16 protein-coding genes and 1 tRNA gene are annotated in these 16556 nt (G+C 35.1%); 6 read left to right on the top strand and 11 right to left on the bottom strand.

Annotated features, from left to right (window positions below; translation table 11 throughout):
- The 3 genes from rpsT to K0U91_RS04780 form a co-directional block, all read right to left on the bottom strand.
- Nucleotides 1-255 (bottom strand): 30S ribosomal protein S20, encoded by a 255-nt coding sequence (gene rpsT, locus K0U91_RS04790; RefSeq protein ID WP_219970180.1) that lies wholly within the window; start codon nucleotides 253-255, stop codon nucleotides 1-3.
- 337 nt (nucleotides 256-592) lie between these two features.
- Nucleotides 593-664: transfer RNA gene (locus K0U91_RS04785), tRNA-Glu, on the bottom strand.
- Between the two features lie 56 nt (nucleotides 665-720).
- Nucleotides 721-2010, bottom strand: coding sequence for an N-acetylmuramoyl-L-alanine amidase family protein (locus K0U91_RS04780; RefSeq protein ID WP_220178602.1), 1290 nt, complete (start codon nucleotides 2008-2010; stop codon nucleotides 721-723).
- A gap of 54 nt (nucleotides 2011-2064) precedes the next feature.
- Between K0U91_RS04780 and K0U91_RS04775 the strand changes: the two genes are divergently transcribed.
- From K0U91_RS04775 to K0U91_RS04765, 3 genes are all read left to right on the top strand, one after another.
- On the top strand, nucleotides 2065-4653 hold the full coding sequence (locus K0U91_RS04775) for a putative LPS assembly protein LptD (protein WP_219970201.1): 2589 nt from the start codon (nucleotides 2065-2067) through the stop codon (nucleotides 4651-4653).
- A gap of 126 nt (nucleotides 4654-4779) precedes the next feature.
- Nucleotides 4780-5160: a RidA family protein gene (locus tag K0U91_RS04770; protein WP_219970202.1), complete on the top strand. Its 381-nt coding sequence runs from the start codon at nucleotides 4780-4782 to the stop codon at nucleotides 5158-5160.
- Nucleotides 5160-5612, top strand: coding sequence for a hypothetical protein (locus K0U91_RS04765; protein WP_219970203.1), 453 nt, complete (start codon nucleotides 5160-5162; stop codon nucleotides 5610-5612). Before K0U91_RS04770 ends, K0U91_RS04765 begins: the two co-directional genes overlap by 1 nt.
- 56 nt (nucleotides 5613-5668) lie before the next feature.
- Here the strand turns inward: K0U91_RS04765 and K0U91_RS04760 are convergent, their stop codons facing one another.
- Entirely contained in the window at nucleotides 5669-7192 is a 1524-nt protein-coding gene (locus tag K0U91_RS04760; RefSeq protein ID WP_219970204.1) for a trypsin-like peptidase domain-containing protein, read from the bottom strand.
- A 277-nt stretch (nucleotides 7193-7469) separates the two neighbouring features.
- On the opposite strand from K0U91_RS04760, the gene trhO reads away from it, so the two are divergent.
- On the top strand, nucleotides 7470-8819 hold the full coding sequence (gene trhO, locus K0U91_RS04755; protein WP_220178601.1) for an oxygen-dependent tRNA uridine(34) hydroxylase TrhO: 1350 nt from the start codon (nucleotides 7470-7472) through the stop codon (nucleotides 8817-8819).
- A 48-nt stretch (nucleotides 8820-8867) separates the two neighbouring features.
- Nucleotides 8868-9410: a 5-formyltetrahydrofolate cyclo-ligase gene (locus tag K0U91_RS04750; protein ID WP_258561810.1), complete on the top strand. Its 543-nt coding sequence runs from the start codon at nucleotides 8868-8870 to the stop codon at nucleotides 9408-9410.
- Here the strand turns inward: K0U91_RS04750 and K0U91_RS04745 are convergent.
- Both K0U91_RS04745 and K0U91_RS04740 read right to left on the bottom strand, forming a co-directional pair.
- The gene (locus tag K0U91_RS04745) at nucleotides 9362-9949 is read right to left on the bottom strand and encodes a hypothetical protein (RefSeq protein WP_220178599.1); all 588 of its coding nucleotides are present in this window, start codon (nucleotides 9947-9949) and stop codon (nucleotides 9362-9364) included. The two genes, K0U91_RS04750 and K0U91_RS04745, sit on opposite strands and share 49 nt — an antisense overlap.
- Complete coding sequence (locus tag K0U91_RS04740; protein WP_220178598.1) at nucleotides 9933-11099, bottom strand: hypothetical protein; 1167 nt, start codon at nucleotides 11097-11099, stop codon at nucleotides 9933-9935. Before K0U91_RS04740 ends, K0U91_RS04745 begins: the two co-directional genes overlap by 17 nt.
- A gap of 184 nt (nucleotides 11100-11283) precedes the next feature.
- Here K0U91_RS04740 and K0U91_RS04735 point away from each other — a divergent pair, with 184 nt between their 5' ends.
- Nucleotides 11284-11517: a hypothetical protein gene (locus K0U91_RS04735; RefSeq protein WP_220178597.1), complete on the top strand. Its 234-nt coding sequence runs from the start codon at nucleotides 11284-11286 to the stop codon at nucleotides 11515-11517.
- Nucleotides 11518-11592: 75 nt separating this feature from the next.
- Here the strand turns inward: K0U91_RS04735 and K0U91_RS04730 are convergent, their stop codons facing one another.
- The 5 genes from K0U91_RS04730 to K0U91_RS04710 all read right to left on the bottom strand — a co-directional run bounded on the left by K0U91_RS04730 (nucleotide 11593) and on the right by K0U91_RS04710 (nucleotide 16523).
- Nucleotides 11593-12360: a TrmH family RNA methyltransferase gene (locus K0U91_RS04730; protein ID WP_220178596.1), complete on the bottom strand. Its 768-nt coding sequence runs from the start codon at nucleotides 12358-12360 to the stop codon at nucleotides 11593-11595.
- Nucleotides 12361-12423: 63 nt separating this feature from the next.
- Entirely contained in the window at nucleotides 12424-13914 is a 1491-nt protein-coding gene (gene rmuC, locus K0U91_RS04725) for a DNA recombination protein RmuC (RefSeq protein WP_408912587.1), read from the bottom strand.
- A 324-nt stretch (nucleotides 13915-14238) separates the two neighbouring features.
- Nucleotides 14239-14766 (bottom strand): YciI family protein, encoded by a 528-nt coding sequence (locus tag K0U91_RS04720; protein ID WP_258561809.1) that lies wholly within the window; start codon nucleotides 14764-14766, stop codon nucleotides 14239-14241.
- A gap of 15 nt (nucleotides 14767-14781) precedes the next feature.
- Nucleotides 14782-15960, bottom strand: coding sequence for a nicotinate phosphoribosyltransferase (pncB, locus tag K0U91_RS04715; protein WP_220178595.1), 1179 nt, complete (start codon nucleotides 15958-15960; stop codon nucleotides 14782-14784).
- 86 nt (nucleotides 15961-16046) lie between these two features.
- The gene (locus K0U91_RS04710; RefSeq protein WP_220178594.1) at nucleotides 16047-16523 is read right to left on the bottom strand and encodes a Dps family protein; all 477 of its coding nucleotides are present in this window, start codon (nucleotides 16521-16523) and stop codon (nucleotides 16047-16049) included.
- Nucleotides 16524-16556: the final 33 nt, after the last annotated feature.

Genomic DNA, 16556 nt, shown 5'->3' with positions numbered 1-16556 from the left:
TTACGCTAACTTGTTAACGTGCTTAGTCAGTTTACTTTTTAAATTAGCTGCCTTATTCTTGTGAATAATGTTTTTCTTCGCTAATCTGTCTAATAAAGAGATAACTTTTGGCAATTGCTCAGTAGCTGCAGCCTTATCTTCTTCATTTCTTAATACCTTCAAAGCTGTTCTTGCAGTCTTGTGATAGTATCTGTTACGAACTTTTCTTTTCTCGTTTTGTCTTATTCTCTTTAATGCTGATTTATGATTTGCCATATCGTTCAAATGTGAGTGCAAATTTATAAACTTTTTCCATACCAGCCAAATTTATTTTTAAAAAAATTAAACTTTATTCTGAGAGGTATTTTTGAGTTTATCTAATGCTTGTTCTAGTTATATTATATTGTTCTTTTTCTGTTTTTCTGATTGTGCTTGTCAGCATCTCCAGTGCGTTGCTCCATTCCTCAGTAGTATTGGTGAACGTTATTCCGTCAATACCTCGAAAGCACTTGATTCACCGTTCTATAAGAGTCTGAAATTTATTTTATCATCATTGCCTTTAATAAAGCATTTTGCTTCTTGAATCTTTAATCCGGCAAAATATCAAATTTAGTAGTCTATAGGAGAATCGAACTCCTGTTGCAAGGATGAAAACCTTGAGTCCTTACCACTAGACGAATAGACCAGATTTTGAGGTTGCAAAAGTATTAATTAACTTTTAAACTTCAAAATTATTTTTATTTATTTACTTATTTTTTGAATGGTCGTATTTTTCACTCCTTTGGCTTCCAGTTCTTTCTGAAGTTTCACGGCATCTTCCAATGATGAAACTTTTCCGTACGTGTAATAGAACAGGCCATTGTTTTTGTCTCTTTCAACGTCTTTTAATGTCTGAAGAATAAATGAATTAGCACTTAGCTTCTCTTTTCCTACAAATACTTCGATGGTGTAGTAGCCGGTATTGAGCTTTTGATTAGGTATAAATCCTACCGCATACGCATTTCTGAATCCGGCATCTTTAGCTGTTTTTATATTGCTGTCGCGTATAGAGGCCATATTGGTGACACTGTAGTAATATTTGTAGATTCCGTTTTCTTTTAAAGGCATGATATAATTCAAACCTTTTAGAGCAGGGTCATCTTCATTGTACTTTATTGCAGAAGTCATCAGCAATATTCTAAAATCATTTTTTAAAGGTGCTTCCTCTTTCTTCTCAGGTTCTGGTTTTTTTATTGCTACTGAGCCGCCGGATTTTCTGTCGATAGCCTTTTTATAATCGATAATCGCCTGATATATACTTTCTGAAATTTCGTCCTGACCTTTTTCTGAAGCTAAATAATGACTTTCTTCCGGATGATTGATAAATCCGGTTTCTATCAATACAGACGGCATTGCATTCATTCGCAAAACGTGAAGGTTTTTTTGCCATACACCTCTAGATGATCTTTTGTCTTTATTAACGAAGTTTCCTTCAACAAGGCCACCGAGCAAAAGACTAGATTCTAGGTACTTACTTTGCTGGAGTTTAAGCGCAATTAGTGATTCCGGAGATCTTGCATCGTACGAGCCAAATGTCTGTTTATCTTTTTCATCAAGAAAAATTACGTCATTTTCTCTTTTTGCAACTTCCAGATTGGTGTCATTCTGATCAGGTCCCTGTACAAAAGTTTCTGTTCCATATGCGGTTGGTCTTACCGAAGAGTTGCAGTGTACGGAAACAAAAAGATCTGCTTTACTTCGGTTCGCAAGATTCGTTCTGTCAGATAGTGAAGGGAATTCATCTATTTTACGGGTATAGATTACTTTAAAATCTTTGTTTTTCTCGAGCATTCTCCCTATTTTAAGAACCAACGCAAGGGTAACATCTTTTTCGGCAATCCTTCCTATATCACTATATGTTCTGTTCGCTCCATGATCACTTCCCCCGTGTCCAGCATCTAAAACGACAGTGAATTTTTTTTGGGAATAAGCAAAATGAGTAGAAAGTATAAAGAGAAATGCTAAAATTATTTTAAATTTTCGTGTGTACATCTTACAGTTTTAAAAATTATACTAATTTTGAGCCTAAATTATATAAAACAAAAATTGGACAAAACCGTCTTCAAAAATATATTACAAATTTTAATTATCCTAATTTTTAACAGTTTTTTAGCACAGCAAACACCTAAAAAATTAGCAGAAACTAAGGTAGTTAACGATACAATCTCCAAAAAGGATACTATTGTTGTAAAGAAAGAAGCCCTGGAGGATGTTTTAGAGACTAAAGCAGACGTTCAGCGTCGTGATTTTCCGAAGAAAATGATTTATCTGAACAAAAATGCTCAGGTAAAATATCAGGATATGCAGATTGATGCAGATTACATTTCTATTGACGAACAAAGAAACCTTATTTTTGCGAGAGGAAAGCAAGATTCTCTAGGTAGGATTATCGAACCTGTTATTACTACACAGGCAGGTAAAAAATACGAGACTAATGAGTTCAGTTATAATACCAAAACGCGTCAGGCAATTGCATACAATGCCCGTACAGAAGAGAGTGAAGGAATTATTGTCGCTGAAAAGACCAAAAAATACAATGATTCGGTTTTTTTTATGAGACGGGGCTTGTTTACCACAGATGATTACTTCATTAAGAAAAAAGATTCTCTGGCAGATTACCACCTTCTTGCACCGCACATCAAATTGGTAAAAGGAAAAAATAGCAGTTCTGTTATTACCGGGCCGGTTCAGATGTATATAGAGCAGGTGCCTACGCCGTTGATTATGCCTTTTGCTATCTTACCGTTTTCAGAAAAAAGATCTGCAGGTATTCTTATTCCAAGTTTTGGTGAAAGAGAAGACGTCGGGTTTTTCCTGAACGGAATTGGATATTACCAACCCATTGGCGAGCATTTTGATTTGAAAGTTTTAGCAGATATTTATACCAAAGGAAGCTGGAACCTTCGTCCGGAAATGAATTATCTTAAAAAATACCGGTATTCTGGTAATTTTGCTGCAGATATCGGAACAACGGTTCGAGGGATTAAAGGTTTGGATGATTATAGTAAAACTGGAACCTACAGAATCGCCTGGAGGCATAGTCAGGATGCAAAGGCAAATCCGTTTTTAACGTTTTCCGCATCAGTTGATGTGACAAGCCAGACATTCTATAATAATACAGTCAATAATAATTACATTATGGATCAGAGTGTGCTTAGAACTCAGCAGAATTCTACGCTTACACTCACCAAAAGATTCCTGAAGCTTCCCGCAACAATTACCGGAACAGCTTCTTACTCACAGAATTTCGCAACGGGATTAGCAGATTTACGTTTGCCGCAGATGAATGTCGCGATCAATCAGTTTTATTTATTTAAATCTAAGACCGGAGTAAGAAACGGGCTACTAGAAAATATTACTATTAATACTGGTCTGAATCTAACCAATTTTGTAAGCACCGGCGAAGGTGAGCTGTTTACAAAGGCCATGTGGGACAAATTACAGACTGGTGTTAAAAACAACATTGCCGTAGGAACCAATACAACCATTGCAAAATATTTCACTTTCAGTTTGAATGCTAATATTGATAATGCCTTAACGACAAAAACTTTAACCAAATTCTATGATCCCATCGAGAATAAGGTTGTAGATCAGGTCAACAAAAAAATTGCGGGTTATTCTACTTTTTCTACTTCAGCGAGTCTGCAGACCACGCTTTATGGAATGCTGAATTTCAAAAAAGGAGCTTCAATAGAAGCTATTAGACACATGATGACGCCTAGTATAGGTTTTACATATTCTCCTGACTTTGGAGGACCCGGCTTTGGATATTTTAGAAATTATTACGATGTAAACGGAGCGATAACGCCTTACTCAATTTTTGATAATGGTATTGTGGGTGCCCCATCTTCCGGAATGGTTGGAGCCTTGGGCTACAATATTGGAAATAATATCGAAATGAAAGTAAAGTCGAAAAGCGATTCTACAGGTGTGAAGAAGATCAAAATATTTGAATCTTTAAATATTTCCGGAAATTACAACTTTGCGGCAAAAACTCATCCTTGGTCAGTTATTACCGTCAGTGGTCAGTCTTCTTTATTTGAAAATAAGCTGAGTATCAATACAAGTTTAACTTTAGATCCATATAAAATTTTATTTATTCCGGGACAGGAAACTGGTATCAGAACAGAGAATTTTGGTTCTTTCAGTGTGCAGGGCTTCAATGTGCAGCTGTCTTATCCTTTAAGTAGTGAGCTTTTCGGGGAGAAAATAGATTATGCTAAAAAATATAAGCAAAAAGGGGAAATCCGGAACGAAAATTATTATTTTGATGATGATAATTATGCCCATTTTGACCAGGCTTGGACGCTGAACGTTAATGCCAATTACGCCTATTCCAAAACATTGACAAGAACTCCGAACAGAATCGCCTCAATTGGGCTAGACGGAAGCATCAAGCTAACTCCATACTGGAATATCAATGGGAGTACACATTACGATATGGTCACAAAAGATCTTGCTTACACCAGAATCGGTTTTTCAAGAGATCAGCGAAGCTTCACCATCAATTTCAACTGGGTGCCTTTCGGGCAATATAAAGTGTATGATTTCTTTATCGGAATTAAAGCGAATATCCTTAGCGATGCGCTGAAATATAAAGACAGAAGCTTTACACAGCCTAATCCGCCTTTCTAGGTTATATTAATTAAGAATTTAAATTATATTTGCACCCAAAATAAATTATATTTGGAAAATTCGGCATGATTTTCACTTCAAGTGAAGATAATGCGATATACATAATAAAAATAATTATATCTATTTATGAAAAAAATAATATCTACGGTGAATGCTCCGGCAGCTATCGGACCTTATTCACAGGCAAATTTTGCTAACGGAGTTTTGTATATCTCAGGACAGATCCCAGTTGATCCTGCAACAGGTAAATTGGTGGAAGGTATTGAAAAAGAAACCCATCAGGTAATGAAAAACCTTGAAGCTATTCTTACAGAAGCTGGAATGAGTTTTAAAAACGTAGTTAAAGCCAGTATTTTTCTGAAGAGTATGGATGATTTTGCTGTGATGAATGATATTTACGCTTCTTATTTGGATGCAGAAAGTTATCCTGCGCGCGAAACTGTACAAGTTTCTTGCTTACCAAAAAATGTGGATATCGAAATTTCAATGATTGCACATCAGGATTAATGAGTTTTATCAGAAATACATTTGCCGTTTTAGTAGGTCTTGTAATTGCAGGGCTTATCATTACTCTTGGCATAAGAGCTTTCCCGAAATGGGTTACTTTTGAAGCTTTTGCGCCGTTTGAGCATTGGCAAAGATTTTTGGAAAGCATGAAAAATGATGATGCATTTTTCGGGTTTCTGCTTTTTATTTCAGGATTAGGGAGTACAGTTGGAGGTGTTGCTACAGCAATTATTGTTAAGTATGCTAAAGTCGCCTATGCAATACTGATTGGTTTTATTATGCTTTTTATAGCTATGCTTGATGTCATTGTTTCTCCTTATCATCCCACTTTTTATAAGATTTCGATATTTCTGATCTTTTTTCCGTTTGCATGGATGGGAGGAAAGATTGTAGAAATCATTTATGAAAGGAAAAAGAAAAAGAGGATCGCCGATAAAATGAACAAACGATAAAATAAAAAAACGCTGTAGTTAATAACCGCAGCGTTTTTTTATGTTCTGAATTTCTGTTAAGGCATTTTAAAACCTTTCGTATAAATTCTTCCGAAGTTATCTACAAATTTTACCTGTACATTTCCTTGGTATTTGTCTAAAATTTTCTCAACGTCTTTCTGAGAATTTACAGGCTTACCGTTGATTTCAATAACAATATAATCGTCAACAATTCCTATTTTAGCCATTTCGCTGCCTTCTGTAACGTTTTTGGTAATGACGCCGCTATTTAATCCGTATTCGGTTTTAAATCGATCATTCAACGGTTCAAAATCTGCACCTATCTTTTCTGTGACGCTCAGATCTGCCTTAGATCTTGCTGTTGTTCCCCCGTTCTGATCTTTTAGGGTAACAGTGGTAGTTGCCTCTCTACCATTTCTTAAATAAGTAACCTGTACCTTATCTCCAGGACGTTTGCTACCTACTGAAATGGAAAGATCTGCAAAATCGGTAATCGGAGCTTCATCTACTTTAGTGATTACATCTCCCGCTTTTAATCCCGCGTCTTCAGCACCACTTCTGTCAGAGAATCCTGTAATGTACACACCGGATCCCACTTTGATATTCGCTTTTTTATCTCTGTTGTATAGCGCCACTTGCTGATCATTTGATAAATCTACAGAAGTCACCCCAAGAAATCCTCTCTGTACGATTCCGAATTTCTTGATGTCTTCAATGACTTTTCTCGCTAAGTTAGCAGGAACGGCAAATCCATATCCTTGATAATATCCTGTAGTGGAAGAAATGGCTGAATTAATTCCAATCAAATCTCCGTTTACATTCACCAAGGCACCACCCGAGTTTCCTGGATTAATTGCTGCATCGGTCTGAATAAAACTTTCAATAGGATTAGATGCTTTACCTTGTCCGCCTAAAATCCCGATTCCTCTTCCTTTAGCAGAAATAATTCCGGCAGTTACTGTAGAATTTAATCCCAACGGATTTCCTACTGCAAGTACCCATTGTCCAACGTCAATATTATCCGAATTGGCAAAATTTAAAAAAGGAAGTCCTTTTTCTTCAATTTTTAATAAAGAAATATCGGTATTAGGATCTGTGCCAACTAAAGTGGCGATGTAAGATTTTTTATTACTCAGCACAACTTCAAGCTTATTTGCTCCTGCAACTACATGATTATTTGAAATAATATAGCCATCTGGAGAAATAATTACACCAGACCCCATTCCTGAAGGCATATTATCTGGTGCCTGCTGCTGCTTCTGGCGTTGATCTCCTCGGCCGAAAGGATCACCGAAGAAATGCTCAAACAGATCTTGCTCAGATGCCCTGCTTGTACTTCTGGTCTGATAATTCTTAATTGTTACAACTGCAGGAACTGTAGTTTTAGCAGCCTTCACAAAATCGTCACCTACCGCTGCAGTATTCATACCTACAAACGAAGTGTTACTGGATTTCGTGAAATAAGATTGGTCAGCATTGTCAGAATCGTGACCTATGTATTGTTGTACGCCAACGGTAGTAGCTCCTGAGATCACTCCTACAACTGCAAATGGTAAAAGTTTTTTTAAAGTACTCTTCATTGTATATTAAAATATTAATTAGTATTAATTGACATAAATTTATTGCTAATAAGTATGCAATTTATATGCTGTGTTTCAATTTTAACTAAAATTTAACGAGTATTATGCCATTTTAAATATAAAATCATAATATCAAATTAATTATTAACATAGCTTAAGACTTAATTAAAAGAAATAGTGACAGATTTACCTGTACGCTTCTGTTATTTTGTCTTATACACTCAAATCGAAAAATGATTATCTTTGCAAAAATTTTCTCACTTAAAACGTTTATAGCATGCAACTGTATAACACCTTAAGCGCAGAAGAAAGAGCTCAGCTTATTGATGAAGCCGGTAAGCAGCGACTTACATTGTCTTTCTATGCGTATGCCAAAATTGATGACCCCAAAAAATTTCGCAACGAATTATTTATAGCCTGGAATGCACTCGATGCATTAGGACGTATCTACGTTGCACATGAGGGAATCAATGCTCAGATGAGCATTCCCTCAGATCAGCTGGAGGCTTTTCGAAATACGTTAGAATCTTATGATTTTATGAAAGGTATTCGATTAAATGTAGCAATCGAGCAGGATGATCATTCATTTTTGAAATTAACCATAAAAGTTCGTCACAAAATTGTTGCCGATGGTCTTAATGATGATACTTTCGATGTGACCAATAAAGGGATTCACCTAAAAGCCCAGGAATTTAATAACTTATTGGAGGATCCGAATACAATTGTTGTTGATTTCAGAAATCATTATGAAAGTGAGGTAGGGCATTTTGAAGGTGCTATCACTCCGGATGTAGAGACTTTCAGAGAAAGCCTGCCGATTATCAATGAGCAGCTGCAAGATTTTAAAGAAGATAAAAACCTTTTGATGTACTGTACCGGCGGAATTCGTTGTGAAAAAGCCAGCGCTTACTTCAAACATCAGGGTTTTAAAAATGTTTTTCAATTAGAAGGGGGGATTATCGAATATGCACGTCAGGTAAAGGAAGAAGGTGTTGAAAGTAAATTCATCGGTAAGAACTTTGTGTTCGATCATCGTTTAGGTGAAAGAATCACTGACGATATTGTTTCTCAGTGTCATCAATGCGGGAAACCATGTGACAATCATACCAACTGTGCGAATGATGCGTGTCACCTTTTATTTATACAATGTGACGAGTGTAAAGCCGCGATGGAAAACTGCTGCTCTACAGAATGTTTAGAGATTATGCATTTACCAGCTGCTGAACAATTAAGGTTAAGAAAAGGCTTACAGGTCGGAAATAAAGTTTTCAGAAAAGGGAAATCTGATGCTTTAACCTTTAAAAAATCTGGAGATTTGCCTGATAAGCCTTTGGCAAAAGCAGAAATAAAAGATATTCGCCAAAAAATAAAAGTGAAAAAAACCTTAGTAGGAAAGGCGGAACATTATTATACAAAATCGAAAATTGCACAGTTTTTACTTTCAAATGAGATTGCAGTCGGTGATACAGTATTGATTTCTGGCCCAACAACTGGTGAACAGGAAATTGTAATCACTGAAATTTTCGTGAATGGAAGTTCTTGCAAAACTGCAGTAAAGGGTGACCAAATTACTTTTCAGCTTCCGTTCAGAGTTCGTTTATCAGATAAGTTATATAAAATTTTGTGAGCTTAACATTTTATAATCATGTTGAAAGCTGAACTGAGAAAAAAATATATGCAAAAAAGAAAAGCCTTGTCTTCTGATGAGGTTTTCTTACTGTCTGAAAGAATTTTTGAAAATTTCATCAATTATTTTAAACCTGTTTCCGGACAAAAAGTTCATATTTTTATCCCCATTGAAAAGTTTAACGAAATCAAAACAGAGATTTTTATTCAGTATTTTCTCAGTAGAAATATCAGGGTTTTTGTTCCTAAAATCGTTGATCAAAAATTGATTTCTATAGAAATTTTCTCCGAAACAAAATTTCAGACCAATAACTGGGGAATTTCGGAGCCGGTCTCCAGTGTAGATTCAGAAATATTAGATTTCGATTCTATCATCACTCCATTGCTGTACTGCGACCAGAATGGAAACAGATTAGGTTACGGAAAAGGTTTTTATGATGCTTTTTTTGAAGGTATTTCAAAAGATTCAAAAAAAATCGGAGTCAATTATTTTAACCCCGATGATACGATTCATGATGTTTGGGAAAATGATATTCCGGTAGATTATCTCGTTACGCCTACAGATGTGGTGTCTTTCTTCAAAGGTTCGTGATAGAAATTCACGAAGTAAAATTTAAATTCTTTCTTCAATTTCATATCTTTTGAGACTAATGTATACTGCGCATTTTTCTCAAATGTTCCTATCGATTTATTCCTGTTATCAAAATATTCGACATTGAATTTTGCGAGGTCCAAAGTATCCTTATTCTGCACATCTTTATACACTGTCAGATTATTTACTTTTACTTTTTTCACTTTTAAGCTTTCCAGCTCTTTAAATAAAGGTTTAAAGGTCAAACTGTCAGGTTTTTGAAAATAACCCTGCATTTGCGAATAAATCGTTGTGTCAATTTCTGTATTTCTATTTCCAGAAAGATATAATGTAGAAAGCTCCAGAAGCTGTTGAACTTTTTGGGTGGTAATATCGTTGATCACCCTTATGCTGTCCATCTGTACAGCGGGATATGATTTCTTATTGCTGCTGTTTCTAAGTTTATCTAAATCGCTGATCGTATGATCTTCTTTTTTTACACATGATACCAGTAAGCCCGTCAATATGACTAAAATCCAAAGTTTATTTATTGCTTTCATTGGTTGAGATTTTAAATTTAATAGAAATTATTTTTCCTTTTTTATCTGTTTTCATTTCGATTACAGAAAGGTTTTTAAGAGAAGTAGTGGGCGTGGTGACTAAAGTGATGTATTTCTGCTTGTCTAAAGTCTCAATTCCATATATTTCATTATCATAGACCTGAGAAATCACGGCGTCATTGCTGATGCGGTTTTCCAGCTGTCGTCTTTTTATATTAATCTGTTCTGATGGATTTCCCGAAACGTCTTTGGTCGAATAATAATAAACCGCCATTTTATAATCATCAGGTTTTAATTCGATGGTTTCTTCTTCAGGCGCATTTTCCAGATTTCGGTTAATTTCCAGGTTTTCATATACGGTCGAACTGATCTGCATCTGAATGTTTTTATCTTTTGTCTGGTAATAAAAGCATTCACCAGGTTTAATTCTATAAAACAGCGGCGATTCATTCTGCTTGATAACCTTAATCTCAATTGTGCTTTGGATATTCTGATTTCTATCGGCATCTGTAAAACAATAGGTATAAGTTTTCTGGAATATTTCATCTTTAAATCCTAAAAGACCCAGTAAAATGACAAAAACTGATGTAGCGGCAATCCAGGCAGTTCTCTGATGATTTTTTTTAGCTGTATTTGAACTGATGTTTCCTGAAATATTTTCTACATTAATTTTTTGATCAACCAATTGATTTTCAGTATCTATACTTTGTAAATCGAAGTTTTCCGATGCTTTAACTTCAACTATTTTGGGTTGAGATTCGATTTTTGACAATGTTACCGAATTAGAAGTAGTTTTATTTAATTCCTGTTGGCTTTCTTCATCTAAATCTTGATCATCCTGAAGTAATTCACCGGCAAAAAGATGTTGTTTTTTAAAATCAAACCATGAGGTGTAACCCGCATAAACGCTAAGCAAAGTAAGCATATCTATGCGTGGTAATTTGGTCACCGGAGAATTTTTAAAATAGGTATAAAATGATTTTTCGCTAATGTTTCCTTTAGCCTTTTTTCGGAGATCCTCCTGGAAATATATAATGTCAATTCCCTTCCATTTAGATATTTCATCATAGGAAGGAGTGTATTCTTTCAGATATTGAGCCTGAACTTCCGTTTTTAACTGCTCAAAGTGTAGTAAATCTAGATCTGTCAATTTTTTAATAAATTATTAATGTATTGATTATCAGTATTATTTATTTGTAAAACTGTTTTACAAAGGTATTACAATTATTTTTCATAAACAAATTTTCTATCTGCTATACCTTTGTCTTGTTCAAATAACAGAACAGAGAAAAAGATTTAAAAAACAATATTAACAAAATTAAATTTAATTTATTATGAAAAAGTCATTATTCGTAGCTGCTATCGCTGCAATCTCTTTAGTTGCTTGTAAGAAAGGTGAAGCTACAACTTCTACTACTGATTCAATCGAAACTAGCGCTGATTCAACTCAAACAGCTATCGATTCTACAGCAGACGTTAAAACAGATTCTATCAACACTACAGCTGATATGAAGAAAGATAGCGTTGAAGCTAAATCTGACTCAGCTAAAGCTGCAGTTAAGAAATAATTTCTAGCAACTGCTTAAAATAAAAGAACCGTTTCGCCCAGCGAAGCGGTTTTTTTATGCCTGATAATTTATCAATTAATTTTTCTTCTGTCTTAATGCTTCATAACAGGTAATCGCTACTGCGTTGCTCAGATTCAGTGAGTCGATACTTCCCACCATAGGAATTAAAGTGTTTTTTCCTTTTCCAGACCAAAAATCGCTCAGGCCAGAATGCTCAGTCCCAAATAAAACTGCCGACTTTTGGGTAAAATCTCTTTGATATAAATCATCAGATGTCTCATCCATAATCGTGGTATAGATGTTAAATCCATTTTTATTTAGAAATTCAAGAGTTTCTTCATTTTCTGCCTGGAAAAACTCCATTCCAAACAGACAGCCGACGCTGGAGCGGATGACATTGGGATTATAAAAATCTGTTCTGGCATCTGAAATAATCAATGCGTCTATTCCAAAAGCTTCACAGCTTCTTAAAATTGCTCCAAGATTTCCTGGTTTCTCAACACCTTCAACAATGATTAAAGTTGCATTTTCTTTAGGTCTAAAAGTACTTAGTTCTGCCTCTTTAGTCTTATAGATCCCGACGATTCCTTCTGAGCTGCCTCTATATGCTATTTTTTCATATACCTTTTCAGATACATAATATACTTTCTCCTTTGGAATTTTTCCTTTAAAAATATTTTCACAAACAAAAAATTCTTCGGCTTCAAAGTGATATTTCTGAGCTCTTTCATTTTCCTGCTGCCCTTCTACAACAAAAACACCGGATTTTTTCCTAAAACGGTTATCCGTCAGAAGTTTAGTGATGTTTTTTATCTTTTCGTTTTGAAAACTTTCGATAATCATGATTGATAGTTGATAAATAAATTACTGATGCAAAAATAAGTGTAAAAAGTCATTTGGAAAGCATCATTCTTCATTTATACTGCGAATCAGACTTTGCGGAATTTCTTTTTTATTTTTAATACCTAAAGATTTCAGTTTTTGGGTCTGCGAGATCAAGTTATCATTTCCTGTTGATAATTGTTTGAATGCATCGTTGTAAACATTTTTTGCCTGGTCGATGTTTTTTCCCACCTTCTCCAGATTTTCTATAAAACCTGCAAATTTATCATATAGTTTGGCGCCACGTTCTGCAATTTCCATAGAATTTCTGTTTTGATATTCTCTTTTCCAAAGATCAGCGATCAGCTTGAGAGACGTGATCAGATTGCTGGGATTTAAAAGTAAGATTCTTTTCTCATAAGCAAAATTCCAGAGATTTTGATCTGCCTGCATTGCAGCAATATAAGCAGGTTCGCTTGGAATGAACATCATGACAAAGTCAAGCGATTTTCCGTAGTCATCATACGCTTTCTGGCTCAGCTGGCTGATGTGATTTTTGACCGATGATAAATGCTGGTTGAGTTTGATCTGATAGATGTCACTGTCATTCTCGTCGACTAATTCAGTGAAAGCGGTTAATGAAACTTTAGAATCAATAATCACATTTCTTTCGTCGGGATATTTTACGATTGCATCTGGGCGCATTTTTTTACCCGAAAATTCTGAGAATAGAGCTTTGTTGTCTTCATCTTTAAGTTCGTGTTCCAGAAAATATTCTCTTCCTTTCGAGAGGCCGGATTTTTCTAAAATACTTTCCAGAATCATTTCACCCCAATTTCCCTGGGTTTTGCTTTCGCCTTTCAACGCCCGCGTCAGTTTTTTGGCGTCTTCAGAGATCTGCTGATTGAGCATTGCCAGTTCTTTTACTTTTTCGCCAAGAGAAAAACGCTCCTTGTTTTCTTTTTCATACACTTCATTGACTTTATTTTTCAGATCGGTGATTTTTTCCTGAAACGGATCGAGAATGTTTTTGAGATTGTTTTGATTGAGCGTTGTGAACTTTTCTGCTTTTTCTTCTAATATTTTATTGGCTAAATTTTCGAATTGCAGTTTTCCTTCGTCCTGAATCTTTGAAATTTCTTCTTTTTGCGTTTCAAGAGATTTTTTAAACTGATCATTAATTGCAGAAAGCTCAGAATTTTTAGCGAAAAGCAGCTGCTTTTCATTTATAAGAGAATCTATCTGAATGTTTTGTTTGTTCAGGATTTCTTTGTGTTCGTTAAATTGTAATTGTAATGAAGAATATTCGGCAGAAATTTTCGCAAACTCATTTTTCAAATCATTGAATAGATCTGACTGCTGAAGAAAATGCTCCTTTTCATTTTGAATAATTTGATTTAATTCGACGTTTTTTAGATTTGAGTTTTCAAGGTCTGAATTATTCTTAATGAAAACATTGTTCAGGCTATCATAAGAATTTCTTGAAACCGTTGATGATTTCATAACAAAATAGATAATAATTGCGCCCAGTAATCCGCCTATAAAAAAACCGATGATCAGATAAGTCATTTCCATTGTTCAAAATTACAATTTTTGAATTTTTTTTCCGGTCAGAATTTTATTTAGTTATTTTTGAATCTTATTAGAACCTTTAAATAATTATCGATGTATATGTCAATTGGCCCATTTAATCTGTTGCTTTTTGCAATCGTAAGTGCAATTATTTATATAGCAGGATTTTATTTTTTATTTAAAAATAAATTAGGATTTGTTGGTCTGCTCAGTATTTTATTTTTTCCCCTTTTGGGTTCTATCGGTATTATATTGTATTCGTTATCAAAGAAGGAAGGTGCTTTTGAAGAATAAGTAACCATTGGGTTTTGAAGGTTCTCTTTTTGTTCAGGGATTTTCTTTTGCAATCTCATCATGATACTTTAAATAAAGAGGTAGGGCAGCAGAACCATACCATGGAAAAATTTCATAACCGAAAACTCCGGCAGCAACCGCTGGATCTGTTTTTACCCATTGTTCGGCTTCTTCTTTAGATTTTGTGTTGAAAATAAACATTCCGCGATATTCGCGCTGATTTTTTCCTGAGAAAGGTCCGGCAATGACTACTTTTCCTTCCTTTGCAAGTTTACCAATGTTTTGCATATGTCCTTTCATCAATTCTCCCATCTTTGTTTTGTCTTCAATTTTTGCAGAGCCAGTTGTAAGCATCACAATTATATAAGGTTTCATGCCATACTGGTCTGCTCCGAGCGAATCTGCTAACTTTTGATTAAATCCTGAAACCATTTTTTCTTCTTTAATTTGAGCTGCAGATGTTCCGGCTTTTCCCGGTTTGCCGTCTTGGCCTTTTGTCTGGATAGAACATGAGCTTAAAGCCAAGGTAAATGCTAAAAGCAGAGATAAATTTTTCATCATGATGTTTTTTTTTAATTAATCTTTAATTCTCAGGAATTCTTTTGCCAGCTCAATCATTTTTGGATCTCCCGTATATTTTCCGTGCTCATCGGATAATTTTACCGTAGGAATCCATTCTTTATTCAATGCCTGTACGCCAATTAATTTCATTACGATATTCATGGGTTTTAAACCTACATCGTTGGTGAGATTGGTACCGATTCCGAAAGAAACACCGATTTTTCCTTTGCAGAAATTGGTAATTTCTTCTACTTTTTCAAGATTTAAAGCATCCGAAAAGATGATGTATTTAAATAAAGGATTAATGCCATTGTTTTTATAATGAGCAATGGTTTTGTCGGCAAATTCGAAAGGATCTCCGCTGTCGTGACGCACACCGTCAAAAAGCTTAGCAAATTTTTTATCAAACTGCTGGAAGAAAACATCAGTGGTGTAAGTGTCTGAAAGCGCAACTCCCAAATCGCCGCGATAGACGTCTACCCAATGTTCAAGAGCCAATTCGTTCGCCATTTTGAAACCGAACTCGGCTCCGTGGAACATGAACCATTCGTGAGCGTGAGTTCCAATAGGTTTTACATTGTATTTCATTGCAAAATGTACATTCGAGCTGCCTATAAATGTAGATTCTTTTTTCTGCGTTAAAGCTTCCATGACCAGATTCTGAACCTTATACGAATGTCTCCTTCTCGTCCCGAATTCTGCAAAATTAACTCCTAAGCCATTTAGTGAATCTGCTTTTTCAAGAGTTTTGCTCATCACAATATCGTTGGAGTCTCTTTCCATATGATTCATTTCATAATGTAATTCACTGATTATAGCCAGCAAAGGCACTTCCCAAAGAATCGTCCTGTACCAAAGTCCTTCTACTGTTACCCTCAGATCACTCCCGGTCTGTACGATCTTCACTTCCGACGGATCGTAATGATAACCTTCCAGAAAATCTAAATAGGGCAAATGTAAATAAGGACATGTTTTTGCCAAAAATCTTTTTTCTTCTTTGGTGAGTTTCAGCTCAGCCATTTTATCGACAATCATTCTCAATGCTGAATCAAAACCTGGTGGGAAATGATGTTTTCCGCGGTTGATAAATTCATATTTTACGATTTGACTTGGAAAAAGTTTGACAACGGCGTTTTGCATGGTGATTTTATAAAAATCGTTGTCTAGTATTGAATTGAGTCGTATTTCGGACATGTTTTAATTTTAAATAAATGTAATAAAATAAATAAAAAAAACCGCCTTTTTGATGGCGATTTACAGTTGAAATGATTTTTCTTTTTTTACTTCCCTAGGTATGAGTTGTACATCCAGACTTCTTTCTCCTGCTCTGTAATATAGTCGCTCATCTGCGAGTTGGTACCTTCGTCGCCTGCTTTTTCGGTAATATCTAAGAGCTCTCGCTGCAAATCGATCACGACCCGAAAAGAATCAAGAATAATTTCTACACTTTTATTACCATTGCTTACCTCTTTGCTCTCCTGTATAGTTGAAATCTGAAGATAATCTGAATAATTGTGGGCGGGTGTTGCTCCAAGTGTAAGAATTCTTTCTGCAATCTCATCAATTTTTAGGACTAAACTGTTGTACAGTTCTTCAAATTTCGGATGAAGTGTAAAGAACTGATCACCTTTGATATTCCAGTGCGAACCTCTGGTATTTTGATAAAACACAGAATAATTGGCTAAAAGAATATTGAGTTTTTCTGAGATTTTTTGGCAGTCGGTCTCTTGTAAACCGATAATGTTGGCATTTTTCATATGTTTCAATTTTAATTCTAGATGCAGGAAATA

The sequence above is a fragment of the Chryseobacterium sp. LJ668 genome (assembly GCF_019613955.1).
GTDB lineage: Bacteria > Bacteroidota > Bacteroidia > Flavobacteriales > Weeksellaceae > Chryseobacterium.
The sequence above is the reverse complement of the archived record's forward strand: the minus strand, read 5'-3'. Positions and strand labels throughout refer to the sequence as shown.